Below are 16,437 nucleotides of genomic sequence, written 5' to 3'. Positions count from 1 at the left end.
TGATCCTTTCGAGAGACGCCCGGCAATCGCTTGTGGCCGATGTCTCGGCCGGAACGGCCCAAGCAGGTGCTGGCGCTGACTGCACGATGCTTCAGCTGACGACACGGTGCGCGATCGCGTCGCATCGCATTTCGCCGAGCCGATCGTCGTCGCCAACACGCGACATGCAGCCGAGACCGAGGCGCGACTGGCGACGACGGGCACTACACCTCTGCGCTGATCCTGAAGCCTGCCGGCCTTGGACGGCGCGAGGCGCGAGGCCATTGGCGTTTATACCGACGCGGACGCCTTCGCGCGATCGCCAGACCACTCGATCGACTATGCGGTGATGGACAAGGCAGCCCGGGTGGCGGTTGTGCCGGTCACGATGGGCTGGAACGACATTGGAAGCTGGGACGCGCTGCATCAGATCAGCGATCGTGACGCCGACGGCAACGCGCATGGCGGGACTGGCGGCGGCGAGGTGATCGCGATCGACACGAAGGACTGCCTCGTCCGCAGTGACGGCGCACGGATCGCGATGGTGGGTGTCAGGGACCTGATCGTCGTGGCGTCCGGCAGCGATATCCTCATCCTGCCGCGCGGTCGCAGCCAAGACGTCAAGAAGCTGATCGAGGCGATGAAGGCCAAGTAGGCCGACGTCCGCGGCTTTGGTCGGGCGATCGCGTTCCCGCATCGCATGCGCGCGCCCATGGTCTTAAGCTTTCGGTATGTCCGGTGCCAAGGATGACAGCCTTCAAGTCTGCGCCTATGGCGGGCATCACATGGATGAAAAGTCCGAAGGAAATGGTGGAAATGACACGGGATACCGATGCGGACTGGAAGGAGATCGGCGCCGTCGAACCGTTTCATGGCGTGCTTTCGGACGCCGCCTTCCTGAATGCCAATCTGGACGACAGCGCGCTTGCGATCTTCTGGGAATCGGGGCGGCGGGATATCGACAGCATGTTCGAGACGCTTCAACGCCGCTATCCTGGGCCTGCGCCGCGATCGGCGATCGACTTCGGCTGCGGCGTCGGGCGGCTGTCGCGAGCGATCCGGGCACACGTCGAACACGTCGTCGGCGTGGACATATCCGAAGGCATGCTGACCGCGGCGCGCAACGGACAGCCAGACGGTATCGTCTTCACGGACGAGATCCCGGAAGAGCAGTTCGACTGGCTGGTCTCCCATATCGTCTTCCAGCACATCCCGCCGGAGCGGGGATACGCCTTGCTCGAGCGTCTTCTCTCCCGGCTTGCGCCGATGGGCGGGGTGACGCTGCACTTTTCGCTCTACAAGGACCGACGCTATCTGAAGTCGGTGACCGAACAGATCGATATCGGGCGCTGGGACGGATCGATGCTCCGGACCTATGCCGAGATTCCGCCGTCGGTAGGCACGATGCTGATGTATGACTACGATCTCTCGCGCATCTCTGCGTTGCTGCATCGGGCCGGCATCGAATCGTTCAGTTGCGACCATGTCGATCACGGCGGTTGCCACGGGGTGATCGTGTACGGTCGCCGCGCGGCGTGAAGACTGAAGTGGTGCCGGTTGCAGGAATCGAACCCGCGACCTTCGGTTTACAAAACCGCTGCTCTACCAGCTGAGCTAAACCGGCGTTCGCGCTTCCCATGCGTCAGCCGACGCCGAACGTCCAGCCCTCTGTGCGTGCGATCGTGGCGGTCATCGCGGGGGGAGACCACAGGGCGTGGTCGCCGGCCTTGCCGCGAAGCCAGGCGGCCGTGAGGATCGCGTCGGTCGAATGATCGTCATACGTCGCGAGTGTCTCGTGCCGGTCGCTTCCCAGCGCGGCGAGCGCGTCATCGAGCGCGTCGTCGCCGCGGATCTTGCTGCGCCCCTTGCGCATGCCCGCGGCGCGCGCGGCGATCGCCGTGTAGATCTCGACGATCGTCGCGCCGGTGGCGGGTACGGGGTCGAACGGCCAGACGGGGATGCGTCCGCATAGGTGATGGAGCAGCCGCATGCCCGCAAAGCTGGCCTTGGCGACCTGCGCGGCGCCGATCGCGTCATAGACGGTCGAGGGCTTGGTGGCGCCGTCCGCGGCGATCTCGCAGGCCCGCCAGTGGAGGAAATCGCGCTTCGCGCCGTCCGCCGCGCCAAGATAGAAATGCGTGCCGCGGCGGGCCTCCAGAAACGAGGCGGCGCCGAGATCGACGTCGTCGCTGGCGGCGTCGACATAGACCCATAGTTCGCGGGCGGTGGCCGTGGTCGTCTCGCCGGGGAGATGCGCGCCGCGAGCGACGAAGGGGGCGGAGAAGCTGAAATCGAACCCGGCGAGCATCGCGTCGTCGCGGCGTTCGAGCAGCCAGTCGAGTACGGCGGTGCGCGACCAGGATCCCGCGGGCGGGACGACGAGCGTGGGTGCCGCCGTGCCGACGGAGCATTCCGCCACCGCGATCCCCTTGTGTCGCGCGCCCTTCGCGCCCGACCAGTCGATTGCGACGAATCGCGTGAAGCGTGGTGTCACCGGGTGGCGGCGGCGATGTCGGCGGCGAAGCGCGCGATGTCGAAGCGGGCCGCGCCGGGATCCTCGCCGCGCCGGACGACCACGAGGCGCTGCGACGGGATGACCATGACATATTGACCGCGATTGCCCTGCGCGGCGTAGCTGCTGTCGGGCAGCCCCTGCTTCGCGCCGAACAGCCACAGCGTCGCGCCATAGCCTGGGCCGCTTGCGGGTTGCGGGCCGCTCGGGGTGGTCATGTAGCGAACCCAACCCTCGGGGAGCAGGCGCTTGCCCGCCCGGACGCCGTCGTCGAGCCAGAACTGGCCGAGCCGCGCCAGATCGCGCGCGGTGCTCCAGACCTGGCTGGAGAGGATGTAGTTGCCGTGCCAATCGGTCTCCGCGACGGTGTTCGCCATGCCGAGCGGCGCGAAGAGCGCGGTGCGTGGGAAGGCGCGGTAGCGATCCTCGCCAAGCGTCGTGCGCATCGCGCGGACCGCAAGGAGGATGTCGTTGTTGGCGTAGCGGAACCGTGTGCCCGGCTTCGCCTCGAGCGGCCAGCCGGGGGCCTGTTCGTCGACCGCGGTGCCGCCGAAATAGATCGCGTCGGTGCGGTTGCCCGCGGTGTCGCTGTGGAGTCCGGAGGCCATGCGCAGAAGATGATCGAGCGTGATCGCGGCGCGAGGGTCGGCGGGGTCGCGCCACTGCGCGATCGCGGCGGGCGCCTGCGCGTCCATCGCGGCCATGCCGACGAGCGTGCCCGCGATGCTCTTGCCGACCGACCAGGTGCGGTTCGCAACGAACGGGCCGAAGCCGTCGCGGTAGCGTTCGGCGACGACCTTCCCATCCTTCACGACGACGACGCCGATCGTCTCGGACGCCTCGCCATAGCTGGCGCGATCGAAGGCGCGGGCGACGGCGGCGGACAGCGCGGGCGCGGGGCGTGGCGCGATACCGGCGTCGCCGACCGGCCAGCGGCGCGGATCGGCGGGGGCGGGGCCGGTGCGGGGCGGGGTGACCGTTCCGTCGGACGCGATGTCGTCCTCCATCACACCCGCGCTCTCGGCGCCGATCGGCTGGAGCGTGCAACCGGTCGCCTTCGACCATGCTGCGCTGCGCGCTGGCAGCGCGGGGTCGAACGGGACCTCGACGGTGTGGAGCTTGGCATCGACTGTCGCGGTCAGCATCGGGAGGATCGCGTCATATTGCGGGTAGATGCCGCGGAGTTCGTCGCGGTCGATTTGCGCGGGCGTGCGGCCGGCGTTGAAGATGCCGGCACAGTAGAGCGCGGCCTTGTAGCCGGCGGCGACGGCACGGTCGTAATTCGAGGGGGTGGCGGCCGGTTGCTGCGCGGCGGCAGGGGCGACGAGCACGTCGGCGAGGATAGCGATTCGCACGGCTTCGACAATCGGAAGTTGCCGAAGTTGCCGCCACGTCGGGGTCGAAATCTTCCCGCGCGATGGATGCGTCGAGGGCGACGGGCAGGGAGCGCGGCAGTTGGGATCGATCATGGCGCGATCAAAGCAGAACGGGTCCAACTTTACGAGGTGGTCGAGGGGGTGAGCCTGACGACGAAGGTGGACTGTGATGCGTGCGCCTGACCCATCACTCCGGACTTGATCCGGTGTCCAGCGTCTTCTTACCGAACGTGCGCAGTAGAAGCGGGACCCCGGATCAAGTCCGGGGCGACGGAGGGGGCTGGGCGGCGCTGCAATGCTCGACGGTCTATTCCCCCTCGCCGTTGAGCGCGCGGCGGCGGTCGGCCCACCAGGCCATGCGTTCGCCGATGCGCTGTTCCATGCCGCGTCCGGTGGGTTCGTAGAAGGATTGGGGCGGCAAGTCGTCGGGCCAGTAGTTCGCGCCGGAAAAGCCGTCCTCCGCATCGTGATCGTAGGCATAGCCCTTGCCGTAGCCGATATCGCGCATCAGCTTCGTCGGCGCGTTGAGGATGTTGGCGGGGGGCATCAGCGAACCCGTTTCCTTCGCAGAGCGCCACGCGGCCTTCTGCGCCTTGTAGGCCGCGTTCGATTTGGGGGCGGTGGCAAGATAGAGGCAGGCCTGCGCGATCGCGAGTTCGCCCTCCGGGCTGCCGAGGAAGTCGTAGGTGTCCTTCGCGGCGATGCACTGGACCAGCGCCTGCGGATCGGCGAGGCCGATATCCTCGACCGCGGCGCGCGTCAGGCGGCGGAGCAGGTAGAGCGGCTCCTCCCCCGCGGTGAGCATCCGCGCGAGATAGTAGAGCGCGGCGTTCGCGTCGCTGCCGCGGATCGATTTGTGGAGCGCGCTGATGAGATTGTAATGCCCCTCGCGATCCTTGTCGTACACCGCGACGCGGCGTTGCAGGAAGGCGCCGAGCCCGGCGGGATCGAGCGCGTCGGGCAGGTCGACCGAGAACAGCGTCTCCGCCTGGTTGAGCAGGAAGCGGCCGTCGCCGTCGGCGCTGGCGACGAGCGCGTCCTTCGCCTCGGGGGTCAGCGGGAGGGGACGACTCATCTCCGCTTCGGCGCGATCGAGCAGGAGCGACAGCGCCGCGCGATCGAGCCGGTGAAGGATCAGCACCTGCGCACGGCTGAGCAATGCGGCGTTGAGTTCGAACGACGGATTCTCGGTGGTCGCGCCGACGAGCGTGACCGTGCCGTCCTCGACATAGGGCAGGAAACCATCCTGCTGCGCGCGGTTGAAGCGGTGGATCTCGTCGACGAACAGGAGCGTGCGCTTGCCGATACGCGCGTGTTCGCGGGCGTCGGCGAACGCCTTTTTGAGGTCCGCGACGCCGGAGAAGACCGCGCTGATCGCGACGAATCGCAAGTCGACCGCGTCCGCGAGGAGGCGCGCGATCGTCGTCTTGCCGGTGCCGGGCGGCCCCCACAGGATCATCGACGACAGCCGGCCCGCGGCGACCATCCGGCCGATCGCGCCGTCCGGACCGGTGATGTGATCCTGCCCGACGACGTCCGCCAGCGTGCGCGGGCGCAGGCGATCGGCGAGCGGGGCGTTCTCGGGTGGGGTATCGGGGACGGGTTCGGGTTCGAGCCCGGTCAGCAGGTCGGCCATGCTGCAGGAGATAGGGCGCGGGGGAGGGCGCGTCATCCCTTGCCATGTGGGAGTACGTCATGCCGGGCGTGTTCCGGCATCCACGGTGGCGCCAACGCGACGAGCGTTGCGTGTGGACGACGGTGGCCCCCGGCACGAGGCCGGGGTGCCGGATTTGTTTCGGATATCGCCGAAAAAAATGGAGATCATACCTTGTCACCGATAATTCAAGATATATCTTAGCGCTATCGAGATATACGGAAGGACTGATCGATGTTTCATATGCATGGCCGCGGATGCGGTCCACGGGGCGGCGGGTTTTCGCGCGGGCCCTTCACGATGCGCTGGGAGGTGCATGGCGACGAGGCCCGGAGCGGTCGCGGCGGTGGCGGGCGGCGGCGGATGTTCGACGGGGGCGAGTTGCGGCTGGTGCTGCTCAAGCTGATCGGCGACGAGACGCGGCACGGCTACGAGCTGATCCGCGCGATCGAGGACATGACGGGCGGGGCCTATGCGCCGAGCCCGGGGGTGGTCTATCCGACGCTGACGTTGCTCGACGAGATGGGGCTGGTCGCCGAACAGCGCTCCGACGACGCCAAGAAGCGGTTCGCGATCACCGACGCGGGGCGGACGCATCTGGCGGAGAATGCGGAGCAGGTCGCGGCGCTGATGGCGCGGCTGACCCAGGTGGGCGAGGAGCGCGAGCGGACCGATGGCGGGCCGATCCGGCGCGCGATGGGGAACCTGCGCCACGCATTGCAGGATCGGCTGGCGAAGGGCGAGATCACGCAGGATACGCTGCATGACGTCGCCGCGCTGATCGACGAGGTCGCGCAGAAGATCGAGCGCTTGCGGTGAGCGTCTCGATCGCACGGGTGCCGACCGCGTCGGCCAGCCGCTATCTCCAGCAGCTCGCCAAGCACTGGAGCCACAAGATGGAGGTGACGGTCTCGTCGGAGGAGGCGACGATCGCGTTCCCCGGCGGCGCGAGACTCGAGATGCGCACGGATGCGGCGACCCTGGACGTGAGGCTCGCGGTGCCCGAGGACGGCGACGTTGCGCGGATGCGGACGGTGGTGGCGGAGCATCTCGACCGCTTCGCGTTCCGCGAGGCGCCGCTGACGTTCGACTGGCGGGATGGGTAAGCCGTCAGGCGCGTCATCCCAGCGAAAGCTGGGATCGCTTGGATTTGGCGGGCGCGCGTGAATACTGAGCGACCCCAGCTTTCGCTGGGGTAACGGGTCAGGGCGCGAGCAACTCCAGATACGTATCCAGCACCGCCTGGTTCGCGGTGTCCCAGCGATAGGCCGCGGCGCGCACGTGGCCGGCGTCGCCCATGCGCGCGCGCAAGGCGGGCTCCGTGACGATCAGGGCGATCGCGTCGGCATAGGCGGCGACGTCGCGCGGGGGGACGAGGAAGCCGGTTTCGCCCTCAACGACCAGATCGACCGCGCCGGTCGCGCGCGCGGCGACGACGGGGACGGCGGCGGCCATCGCCTCGGTCGTCACGTTGCCGAACGTCTCGGTCACGCTGGGGTTGAAGAACACGTCCATCGACGCGACCGCGCGGCCGAGCGCGTCGCCCGACTGGAAGCCGGTGAACACCGCGTCGGGCACGCGCTGGGCGAACCAGTCGCGTGCGGGGCCTTCGCCGACGACGAGGACCTTGTGCGCGATGCCGCGGCGGCGCAGCTCGGTCGCGACCTCGGCGAAGATGTCGAGGCCCTTTTCCTTCACCAGACGGCCGAGGAAGCCGACGACCATCTCGCTATCGCCGATGCCGAGCGAGCGGCGCCATGCGAGGTCGCGGCGCGCGGGGTTGAAGCGCTGGTGATCGATCCCGCGCGACCAGATGCCGATCGGGGTCGTCACACCCCAGTCGCGCAGCAGCGTCCCCATGCTGTGGCTGGGGACCACGACGCGGTCGGCGCGGTTGTAGAAGCGCGTCAGCATCCGTTCGACCAGTGGCTCGACGAAGCCGATATGATAGTAGCGGAAATAGGTTTCGAACCGGGTGTGGAGCGAGGCGACGGTCGGCACCCCGTTGCGTCGCGCCCAGGTGAGCGCGGCGTGGCCGAGGAACTCAGGCGCGGAGACGTGGACGAGGTTGGGCGCGAACGCCTCGAGGTCGGCGCGCGGTTTCGCGGGCAGGCCGCGGCCCAGCTTGTACTCGCCGCGCCCGCCGATCATCGGGAAGGCGGGGACATCGACGAGATTGCCGGTCGGCGGGAAGGCGGGCGTCTCGACGGTCGGGGAATAGACGCGGACGGTGACGCCCTGTTCGAGCAGGTAGCCGACGAGCCGGTTCAGCGCCTGGTTCGCACCGTCGCGCACGTAATTGTAATTGCCGCTGAACAGCGCGACGCGAAGGTCGGTTGGCTTCATCGCGGGGCGCATAGCGGTTCGGGGGGCGCGTGCCTACCCGCCGTACCCCGGTGAAGGCCGGGGTCCGGTCTCGGCGCGAACCGCCGAATGCGCTGCCGCGCATGATTTGGATTGGGGCTGGGCCCCGGCCTTCGCCGGGGTACGGTCTGGGATTCAATTATCTGTTCCCCTCTCGTTCCGGGTTTGCTATCGCTCCGAGCATGGCGAAACCCCAGAAGCGCTATGTCTGCCAGGCCTGTGGATCGGTGTCGCACCGGTGGGCGGGGCAGTGCGCGGATTGTGCGGAGTGGAACACGCTGGTCGAGGAGGCGGGCGCGGTCGTCACGCCGTTCCAGGCGAAGCACAACCTTCAGGGCGGGGGCCGGACGATCCAGCTCGTCGGGCTGGATACCGAGGTCGAGTTGCCCGCGCGGCTGGCGACCGGGATCGCCGAGCTCGACCGCGCGCTGGGCGGCGGGTTCGTCGAGGCGTCGGCGACGCTGATCGGCGGCGATCCGGGGATCGGGAAGTCGACGCTGTTGTTGCAGGCGGCGGCGAAGATGGCGCTGGCCGGGCTGTCGGTCGCCTATGTCTCGGGCGAGGAGGCGGCGGATCAGGTACGGTTGCGCGCGCGGCGGCTGGGGCTGGGGAATGCGCCGGTGATGCTGGCGGCGGCGACCTCGACGCGCGACATCCTCACCACGCTGTCGACGGGAAAGCCGCCCGCGCTGCTCATCATCGATTCGATCCAGACGATGCATTCGGACCTGATCGAGGGCGCGCCGGGGACCGTCAGCCAGGTGCGCGCGTCGAGCCAGGAACTGATCCGCTTCGCCAAGGAGCGCGGGACCGCGGTGGTGCTGGTGGGGCACGTGACCAAGGACGGATCGATCGCGGGGCCGCGCGTGCTGGAGCACATGGTCGACACCGTGCTGAGCTTCGAGGGCGAGCGCAGCCACCAGTACCGGATCCTGCGCGCGATCAAGAACCGGTTCGGCGGCACCGACGAGATCGGTGTGTTCGCGATGCAGACCGAGGGGCTGGCGGAGGTGTCGAACCCGTCCGCGCTGTTCCTGACGCAGCGTGACGAGGGCGTGACCGGCACGACCGTGTTCCCCGCGCTGGAGGGGACGCGACCGGTGCTCGTCGAGATCCAGGCGCTGGTCGTCCGGCTGGCGAGCGGGGCGACGCCCAGGCGCGCAGTGGTCGGCTGGGATTCGGGGCGGCTGGCGATGATCCTCGCGGTGCTGGAGGCGCGGTGCGGGCTGAGCTTCTCGACCTGCGAGGTCTATCTCAACATCGCGGGCGGATACCGGGTGCAGGACCCGGCGGCGGACATGGCGGTCGCCGCGGCGCTCGTCTCCGCATTGTCGGAGCGGCCGGTGCCGGTCGATGCGGTGGTGTTCGGCGAGATCGCGCTGTCGGGCGAGGTGCGGCCGGTCGCGCACGGGGCGCTGCGCATGAAGGAGGCGGCGAAACTGGGGTTCGAGCGGGCGCTGGTGCCGGCGGCGGTGGCCGACGAGAAGGCGCCGCTCAAGCTGTCGGGATTCCGCACGCTAGGCGCGCTCGTTGACCATATGCTGGGGCGCGGTTAGAACGCTTCCGTTCCGGTCGGTCGGTCCCTCCAGGCGTTCGGGCTGACCGACGACGTTTCGTCACCCCGGACTTGATCCGGGGTCCCGCTTCTATCCCGCGCGCCCGTTCGAAGGCAGCGGGACCCCGGATCAAGTCCGGGGTGACGGGAGCTATCGACTATCGTGTTTCATTTATCGCGCGACGGCCTAGCGACGCGCAAAACGATCGCCCATCTCATACCCCATCTGATGCAAGGGCCCGCATGGCCCCGTCGTAACCCGGATCTTTCGCCTTGGCCCTGACCGCACTCGATATCGCCGTCCTCCTCGTCGTCGCGGGCTCCGCGATCCTGGGCGGGGTGCGCGGGTTCGTGACCGAGGTGCTGTCGCTGTTCGCGTGGATGGCGATGGTGTTCGCGCTGAAGGTGGCGCACCTGCCGCTTTCGAAGGCGCTGCTGGGCGTCGTCGGGACGCCATCGGGGGCCGCGGTGCTGGCGTTCGGCGTGATCGCGGGGGTGACCTATATCCTCGGCAAGCTGCTGGCGAACGCGATCGGGCGGCGGACGCGGACCTCGATCCTGGGACCGGTCGACCGTGCGCTGGGCTTCGGGTTCGGCGCGGTGAAGGGGTTGATCCTGACGAGTCTGGCGTTCCTGATGATCGTGCTGGTGCTCGACCTGCTCGGCGGCGGGCCGGCGCGGCGGCCGGAGTGGATCAAGCAGTCGCGAACCTATCCGCTGCTGAACGTCACCAGCGCGAGCATCGCCGATTTCGTCGATCGCCGGCGCAAGGGGCAGCCCGCCTTCGGGCCGCGGCGCGATGCGCCTGCCGACAACGCGGCGGCGGCGTCGTGAGCCTCGATCTCTACACCCCCGAACTGTCGGCGCTGGCGGCGGGCAACCCGTATGAGGAGCGGCTGGCGGACGCACAGGCGAGCGTCGAGAAGCGCTCGCCGATCTGCGGGAGCCGGGTCACCGTCGACGTCAGCCTCGACGACGAGGGTCGGGTTCGCGCGGTCGGGATGCTGGTGCGCGCGTGTTTGTTGGGGCAGGCCTCGTCGACTCTGCTGGCGAACCATGTCGTCGGGCGGTCGCCCGAGGAACTCGCGGCCGCGCGGGATGCGCTGACGGCGTGGTTGGCGCGGCGTGGAGACCAGCCGGACTGGCCCGGGATCGACGTGTTCGAGGCCGGATTGGACAAGACCGCGCGACATGCCTCGATCCGCCTTGCATTCGAGGCGGCCGCGGAAGCCGCGGCGATCGCGGCCGAAGGAAAGCCTGACTGATGCACGAAACCGCGGACGCCACATCGATGCTGCGCGACGGCTTCATGCTGCTGGGGTTCGCGCTGGCGTTCGTGCTGCTGTTCCGGCGGCTCGGGCTCGGTGCGACGCTGGGGTTCCTCGTAGCGGGAGCGGTGGTCGGGCCGCAGGCACTGGGGCTGGTGGGCGACGCGGAGTCGAAGCTGGGGATCGCGGAGCTGGGGATCACGCTGCTGCTGTTCATCGTCGGGCTGGAGCTCAATCCGTCGCGGTTGTGGCGGATGCGCGGCGACATCTTCGGCGCGGGGCTGATCCAGGTGGTGCTGTGCGGCGTCGCGATCACCGCGATCGTCGCGTTCGGCGCGGGGTTCTCAATCGCCGCCGCGCTGGCGCTGGGGCTGCCGCTGGCATTGTCGTCGACCGCGCAGGTGCTGCCGATGCTGCAATCGGCGGGGCGGCTCAGGACGCCGTTCGGGGAGCGCGCCTTCTCGATCCTGCTGTTCCAGGACCTGTCGATCGTCCCGCTCATCACGATTATCGCGGCGATGAGCCGCAATCCCGCCGACGCGGCGGGGCCGCCGGGGTGGTTGCTGGCGCTCTATACCGTCGGCGCGGTCGTCGGGCTGGTGGCGGCGGGGCGGTTCGTGCTGCGCCCGCTGTTCCGGCTGATCGGCAATCTGGGCGAACGCGAGATGTTCGTGTTCGCGGCGCTGTTCACTGTGATCGGGTCCGCCGCGCTGATGGAAGCGCTCGGGCTGTCGACCGCGCTCGGCGCGTTCGTCGCGGGCGTGATGCTGGCGGACAGCCCGTACCGGCATGAGCTGGAGACGGACGTCGAGCCGTTCCGGTCGATCCTGCTGGGGCTGTTCTTCCTGGCGGTCGGGATGATGCTGAACCTGCACGCGATCGCGGAGCGGCCGCTGTTCGTGATCGCGATGGCGCTGGCGCTGGTGGCGACGAAGGCGCTGGTGATCTTCGGGATCGGGCTGGCGTTCCGGATGACGTGGCGCGGCGCACTCGCGCTCGGTCTGCTGCTGAGCCAGGGGGGCGAGTTCGGGTTCGTGCTGTTCGCGCAGGCGCAGAACGCGCTGCTGATCGATCCCGAGGCGGCGAGCCTGTTCGGCGCGATCGTGACGCTGTCGATGGCGACGACGCCGTTCCTGATGATGGCGACCAGGCGGATCCGCGCCGAGCCGATCAAGAGCGGCGACACGCGCGAAGGACCGATGGCAGACGGGGCGAACGCGCTGATCGTGGGCTATGGCCGGTTCGGGCAGACGGTGGGCCAGATGCTGCTGACGCAGGACATCCCGGTGACGCTGATCGATACCGATATCGAGATGATCGACATCGCGGCGGAGTTCGGCGCGAAGGTGTATTATGGCGACGGCACGAGGCTGGACCTGTTGCGGCAGGCGGGGGCGGCGGATGCGGAACTGATCCTGTTCTGCATGGATGGCGACCAGTTGAGCCCGGAGACGGTGGAGGCCGTGCACGAGGCGTTTCCGGACGCCGCGATCTACGTCCGCGCGTTCGATCGGCGCGCGCTGGTGAAGCTGAAGACGGGGTCCGCCAGCTTCGTGGTGCGCGAAGTGCTCGAATCCGCGGTGAAGATGGCGCGGCTGGCGATGGAGGGGCTGGGGATCGATCGCGCCGATATCGATAGGGCGGAGGACATGTATCGCGCGCGCGACAAGGAGCGGCTGCGCATCCAGATCGAGGCGGGCGATATCCGCGCGGCGCGTGCGCAGACCGCGAGCGAAGTGCCTTGGGGGAACGACCGTTGAACTGGCTGATGATCCTGGCTGCGCTGTCGGGCGCGGTCGCGGTGGGTGCGGGCGCGTTCGGGGCGCATGGCGCGAGCGGGCAGGCGCAGGAGTGGCTGCGGACGGGCGGGCAGTATCAGCTGGTCCATGCGGTCGCGGCGCTGGTGGCGATGCGACTGGAGGCGCGGGCGCCGGGGTGGCTGTTCGTCGCGGGCGGGGCGCTGTTCGCGGGGACGCTGTACCTGATGGCGCTGGGCGCGCCGCGCTGGCTGGGGGCGGTGACGCCGATCGGCGGGGCGCTGCTGATCGCGGGGTGGCTGTGGCTGGCCTGGGTCGGGGCGCGGTGACGTTCGGCGCATCGACATTGACCGATGCGATGAGCTGGATGGTCGTTCTTTTGCTGGCTGCCAAGGTTCTAGCGACCGGAGCAGCGCTCATGCGGCGGGATAAGGCGACACTGCCATCGGCTCGGCTCTGGTGGACGACGAAGGTAACCGCCTTGCTGGCGGTGCCGTTGATGATCGCGATCGCGACGATGGAACATGATCGTCCGGCGGCTGTGATCTATGTCGCGCTCATGGTCTTCGTAGTGATCGCGATTGCGGTCAAAGTCCGCAGCAGATTCAGGCTCCGCTCGTCGTGAGCGTTTTGCTCAGGCCGCGCGGTCCTTCCGCCAGATCCGGTCGCGGCGGCGGAGATAGGGGGCGACGAGGTTGCGGGCGCGGAACCATTCCTGGCGGTCCTGCGGGAGCGTGTCGAACGCGCCGATCACGCCGCGGCATTCGGGTGCGCGGCATCGGCAGACCATCTGCCAGCTGGGGTCGCTGAGCGTCGTCGCATAGTCCCACGCGATCTCCTCGCCCGGCACGATGTCGCGGATCGCGATCAGGACGACGCGGTCGGCGAGGAAGCGCAGGCCGGCATTGGGCGCGCAGCTGTGGTTGACGAGATCGTCGAGCCCGCCCGAGGGACCCATATATTCCCACGGCGCGATCTGGACGAAGCGGTCGCGACGGCCCGCGAGGCGGCGCGGGAGCCTTGCGGCAGCGATGCGCTCGCCCGCGAAATGGAGGATCGTCGCCCCCTCCGCGAAGCCTTCGGAGGCGAAGACCGCCTTGCCCAGATGCGTCTCGCCGACGCGGAACAGGTTGGCGGCGGGGGCATAGCCGTCGACGACATAGACCCCGGCGCGCCGGATGCCGAGCGAGCGCCACGGGTAGATCGTCGCCAGCCCGATCATGAACCAGACGCTGGCGTGACAGGCGAGTTCGACGAGGATATAGGCATATTCGCCGACGTCCTGGCTGCCGGTGCGGGTGGCGAGCAGCAGCGTCGCGAGGTCGCCGATCGTCCACAGCCCCCAGGCGGGCGAGCGTTCGCGGGCCCGGTCGGCGAGCACGTTGCGCCACGTCGGCCAGAAGCTGACCGGAACCGCGGCGACGACGAGCATGTGCGCCCAGAACGCCTCGCGGAAGCCGAGCCACAGGAGCAGCGCGGCAAGGCCGGCGGCGACGCACAGCATCTCGCCGCGATCGGGGCGCGACCAGTCCGAGCGGTGCCAGAGCGCCAGCGTCACCGCCGCGCATGCGCCCGCCGACGTCATGAAGACGATCGCCTGCGGGGCGCCCGGGTTGACCGCGGCGTAGGTGGCGGCCTCGATCCCGGTCGCCGCGCTCCAGATCAGCCACGACGCGCGGCTGGGCTGGACCATGTGGCGGGTAAGGCCGACGAGGTACAGCGCATAGCCGGTGAAGCTGGCGGCGATCGCGACGAGGAACCAGGCGTTGATCGGCATGCTCCCTGGCGCGGCGCGGGTGGTTAACCGGGAGGTAACGGAGCGGGGAGTCGGCGTCCAACGATTACGTGGGGGGCTCCGTTACGAGACTTGGCCCGGCCACTCCGTTCGTTTCGAGCGTAGTCGAGGAATGCTGCGCAGCGTTCGTGGCACGTTTCTCGACTTCGCTCGAAACAAGCGGATTCTGAGCGTGAAAGGCCTAGCCCAGCGGGAGGCTCTGCTGCGCAGGCTGGTCGTCGTCGTCGCCCACGATCGCGGACAGCGTGAGGCCGAGGAGGCGGACGCCGCCGTCGACGGGCAGCTGGCTGGCCAGGAGGTCGCGCCCGATCGCCTCGAAGCGGGTGCGGTCCGGGATCGGGTCGGCAAGCGAGCGGGCGCGGGTGATCGTGGTGAAATCGTGGCGGCGCAGCTTGAGCGTGACGGTGCGCCCGCGCGTGCCGCTGCGCTCGATGCGGACCCATGCGGCGTCGGCGACGCGCATCAGCGCGGCGTCGAGATCGGCGGGGGCGGACAGGTCGTGCTCGAAGGTGCGTTCGGCGCCAACCGATTTCGCGGCGCGGTGCGCGCGGACCGGGCGGTCGTCGATGCCGCGCGCGGCGGCGTGGAGATACTCGGCATAGCTGCCGAAATTGGCGCGCAGGAATGCGAGCGGGCGCTCGCGCAGGTCCGCGCCGGTCTCGATGCCGAGCCGTGCCATCTTCGCCGCGGTGACGGGGCCGACGCCGTGGAAGCGCTTCACCGGCAGGCTCGCGACGAAGGCGGCGCCGCGCGCCGGGGGGATCACGCAGGTGCCGTCGGGCTTGTTCTGGTCCGAAGCGAGCTTGGCGATGAACTTGTTGTAGCTGACCCCGGCGGAGGCGGTGAGCCCGGTTTCCGCCTTGATCCGCGCGCGGATCTCTTCCGCGATCGCGCTGGCGGAACCGATGCCGCGGCGATCGATGCTGACGTCGAGATAGGCCTCGTCGAGCGACAGCGGCTCGATGAGGTCAGTGTAATCGGCGAAGATCGTGCGAATCTGCTGACTGATCGCGTGATAGACGTCGAAGCGCGGGCGGACGAAGACGAGGTCCGGGCAGCGCCGTACCGCGGTGACCGAGGGCATGGCCGAGCGGACGCCGAACGCGCGCGCTTCGTAGCTGGCCGCGGCGACGACGCCCCGCGCCTTCGACCCGCCGACCGCGACGGGGCGCCCGCGCAATTCGGGCGCATCACGCTGTTCGACCGAGGCATAGAAGGCGTCCATGTCGATATGGATGATCTTGCGGGCGGGCATTTCGTTCACGATTCGTACGGTTTAGCGCAAGCGGGACGGCGATGTCGATTTCCGTCATGAGACGCGGCCGATACGCGCCCGGAACGATCGGGAGCGTGCCGGGTTTAACGGGCATGGCCGAGATGGACATTCACGCGACGCCGGCTGGCGCATCCGACACGACGCTGCGGACCGGGCTGTTCCTGCTCGGGCGCAAACGCAGCGCGCTGGGCGAGGACGACAAGCGCGCTCTCGAGGCGGCGATGGGCGAGGTGAAGACGGTGCCGCGGCGTCACCGGATCGTCCGTCGCGGCGAGCGGATGACGCACAGCACCTATCTGATCGAGGGGCATGTCTGCCGCTATATCGACGATCGCGAGGGCGACCGGCAACTGATCGCGATCCATGTGCCGGGTGATTTCATCGACCTGCACGCGTTTCCGTTGCAGCGGCTGGACCACGACATCGCGACGCTGGGGCCGGCGACGGTGGGGCTATACGATCACGCCGCGCTGGAGCGGATCCTGGAGGAGCGGCCGCACCTGACGCGGATGCTGTGGTTCAGCACGCTGCTGGATGCGGCGATGCATCGGGAATGGATCTTTCGGCTCGGGCGGCTGGGTGCGGAAGGGCGCGTCGCGCACTTCATGTGCGAACTGGCGGAGCGGATGACGATGATCGGACGGATGCAGGGCGGCCGGTTCGAGCTGCCGATCAACCAGAGTGATCTGGCGGAGGCGTGCGGGCTGACCGCGGTGCATGTGAACCGGACGCTGCGGCAGTTGCGCGAACGTGGGCTGATGACGTTCCGCGACGGCGAGGTTTCGATCCTGAATCCTGTTCAGCTGCGGACGGTCGCGGAGTTCGACGCGGCGTATCTCTATCCCGAGAATGGTGAGGACTGGGCGGAGGCGCACGCGCGCCGCTGACTTCGTTAGACGGG

16 protein-coding genes, 1 tRNA gene and 1 pseudogene are annotated in these 16,437 nt (G+C 68.8%); 11 read left to right on the top strand and 7 right to left on the bottom strand.

Translation table 11 applies throughout. From position 1 onward, the window contains the following. Positions 1–235 precede the first annotated feature (235 nt). Both ACV7NO_RS11475 and ACV7NO_RS11470 read left to right on the top strand, forming a co-directional pair. Positions 236–634, top strand: a pseudogene (locus tag ACV7NO_RS11475) (mannose-1-phosphate guanyltransferase); the annotation flags it as partial. 92 nt (positions 635–726) lie between these two features. Further along, entirely contained in the window at positions 727–1,518 is a 792-nt protein-coding gene (locus ACV7NO_RS11470; RefSeq protein ID WP_463406122.1) for a class I SAM-dependent methyltransferase, read from the top strand. A 9-nt stretch (positions 1,519–1,527) separates the two neighbouring features. Here the strand turns inward: ACV7NO_RS11470 and ACV7NO_RS11465 are convergent. From ACV7NO_RS11465 to ACV7NO_RS11450, 4 genes are all read right to left on the bottom strand, one after another. Continuing rightward, positions 1,528–1,603: transfer RNA gene (locus tag ACV7NO_RS11465), tRNA-Thr, on the bottom strand. Positions 1,604–1,621: 18 nt separating this feature from the next. Next, positions 1,622–2,473, bottom strand: a complete 852-nt coding sequence (locus ACV7NO_RS11460) for a hypothetical protein (RefSeq protein ID WP_463406121.1) — start codon at positions 2,471–2,473, stop codon at positions 1,622–1,624. After that, positions 2,470–3,846, bottom strand: coding sequence for a serine hydrolase domain-containing protein (locus tag ACV7NO_RS11455; protein WP_463406120.1), 1,377 nt, complete (start codon positions 3,844–3,846; stop codon positions 2,470–2,472). The genes ACV7NO_RS11460 and ACV7NO_RS11455 overlap by 4 nt, the downstream gene beginning before the upstream one ends. A 328-nt stretch (positions 3,847–4,174) precedes the next feature. Beyond that, positions 4,175–5,503 (bottom strand): replication-associated recombination protein A, encoded by a 1,329-nt coding sequence (locus tag ACV7NO_RS11450; RefSeq protein ID WP_463406119.1) that lies wholly within the window; start codon positions 5,501–5,503, stop codon positions 4,175–4,177. Between the two features lie 252 nt (positions 5,504–5,755). Between ACV7NO_RS11450 and ACV7NO_RS11445 the strand changes: the two genes are divergently transcribed. Both ACV7NO_RS11445 and ACV7NO_RS11440 read left to right on the top strand, forming a co-directional pair. After that, a complete protein-coding gene (locus tag ACV7NO_RS11445) occupies positions 5,756–6,340 on the top strand; it encodes a PadR family transcriptional regulator (protein WP_463406118.1) in 585 nt (194 codons plus the stop codon). Continuing rightward, positions 6,337–6,627, top strand: coding sequence for a DUF2218 domain-containing protein (locus ACV7NO_RS11440; RefSeq protein WP_463406117.1), 291 nt, complete (start codon positions 6,337–6,339; stop codon positions 6,625–6,627). Before ACV7NO_RS11445 ends, ACV7NO_RS11440 begins: the two co-directional genes overlap by 4 nt. Positions 6,628–6,724: 97 nt before the next feature. On the opposite strand, the gene ACV7NO_RS11435 is transcribed toward ACV7NO_RS11440, so the two are convergent. Continuing rightward, positions 6,725–7,867 carry a glycosyltransferase family 4 protein gene (locus ACV7NO_RS11435; RefSeq protein WP_463406116.1) on the bottom strand — a complete coding sequence of 381 codons (1,143 nt, stop codon included), beginning with the start codon at positions 7,865–7,867 and terminating at the stop codon, positions 6,725–6,727. A gap of 200 nt (positions 7,868–8,067) precedes the next feature. Here ACV7NO_RS11435 and radA point away from each other — a divergent pair, with 200 nt between their 5' ends. The 6 genes from radA (at position 8,068) to ACV7NO_RS11405 (ending at position 13,090) form a co-directional block, all read left to right on the top strand. Beyond that, positions 8,068–9,441, top strand: a complete 1,374-nt coding sequence (gene radA / locus ACV7NO_RS11430; protein ID WP_463406115.1) for a DNA repair protein RadA — start codon at positions 8,068–8,070, stop codon at positions 9,439–9,441. Positions 9,442–9,713: 272 nt separating this feature from the next. Continuing rightward, positions 9,714–10,274, top strand: a complete 561-nt coding sequence (locus ACV7NO_RS11425) for a CvpA family protein (RefSeq protein WP_463406114.1) — start codon at positions 9,714–9,716, stop codon at positions 10,272–10,274. Beyond that, positions 10,271–10,705, top strand: a complete 435-nt coding sequence (locus tag ACV7NO_RS11420; protein ID WP_463406113.1) for an iron-sulfur cluster assembly scaffold protein — start codon at positions 10,271–10,273, stop codon at positions 10,703–10,705. The genes ACV7NO_RS11425 and ACV7NO_RS11420 overlap by 4 nt, the downstream gene beginning before the upstream one ends. Beyond that, the gene (locus ACV7NO_RS11415; protein ID WP_463406112.1) at positions 10,705–12,468 is read left to right on the top strand and encodes a cation:proton antiporter domain-containing protein; all 1,764 of its coding nucleotides are present in this window, start codon (positions 10,705–10,707) and stop codon (positions 12,466–12,468) included. Before ACV7NO_RS11420 ends, ACV7NO_RS11415 begins: the two co-directional genes overlap by 1 nt. An 8-nt stretch (positions 12,469–12,476) precedes the next feature. Then, on the top strand, positions 12,477–12,794 hold the full coding sequence (locus ACV7NO_RS11410; protein WP_463407329.1) for a DUF423 domain-containing protein: 318 nt from the start codon (positions 12,477–12,479) through the stop codon (positions 12,792–12,794). After that, complete coding sequence (locus ACV7NO_RS11405; protein ID WP_463406111.1) at positions 12,791–13,090, top strand: hypothetical protein; 300 nt, start codon at positions 12,791–12,793, stop codon at positions 13,088–13,090. Before ACV7NO_RS11410 ends, ACV7NO_RS11405 begins: the two co-directional genes overlap by 4 nt. Before the next feature lie 9 nt (positions 13,091–13,099). Here the strand turns inward: ACV7NO_RS11405 and ACV7NO_RS11400 are convergent, their stop codons facing one another. Together ACV7NO_RS11400 and dinB are read right to left on the bottom strand one after the other, a co-directional pair. Next, positions 13,100–14,242, bottom strand: a complete 1,143-nt coding sequence (locus ACV7NO_RS11400) for an SET domain-containing protein (RefSeq protein ID WP_463406110.1) — start codon at positions 14,240–14,242, stop codon at positions 13,100–13,102. A 199-nt stretch (positions 14,243–14,441) separates the two neighbouring features. Beyond that, entirely contained in the window at positions 14,442–15,515 is a 1,074-nt protein-coding gene (gene dinB, locus ACV7NO_RS11395; RefSeq protein ID WP_463407328.1) for a DNA polymerase IV, read from the bottom strand. Between the two features lie 122 nt (positions 15,516–15,637). Between dinB and ACV7NO_RS11390 the strand changes: the two genes are divergently transcribed. Then, positions 15,638–16,423 (top strand): Crp/Fnr family transcriptional regulator, encoded by a 786-nt coding sequence (locus tag ACV7NO_RS11390; protein ID WP_463407327.1) that lies wholly within the window; start codon positions 15,638–15,640, stop codon positions 16,421–16,423. The last annotated feature ends 14 nt before the right edge of the window (positions 16,424–16,437 follow it).

It is taken from the genome of Sphingomonas sp. Ell38C01 (genome assembly GCF_055231975.1).
This window is presented reverse-complemented; position numbering and strand designations above follow the sequence as displayed.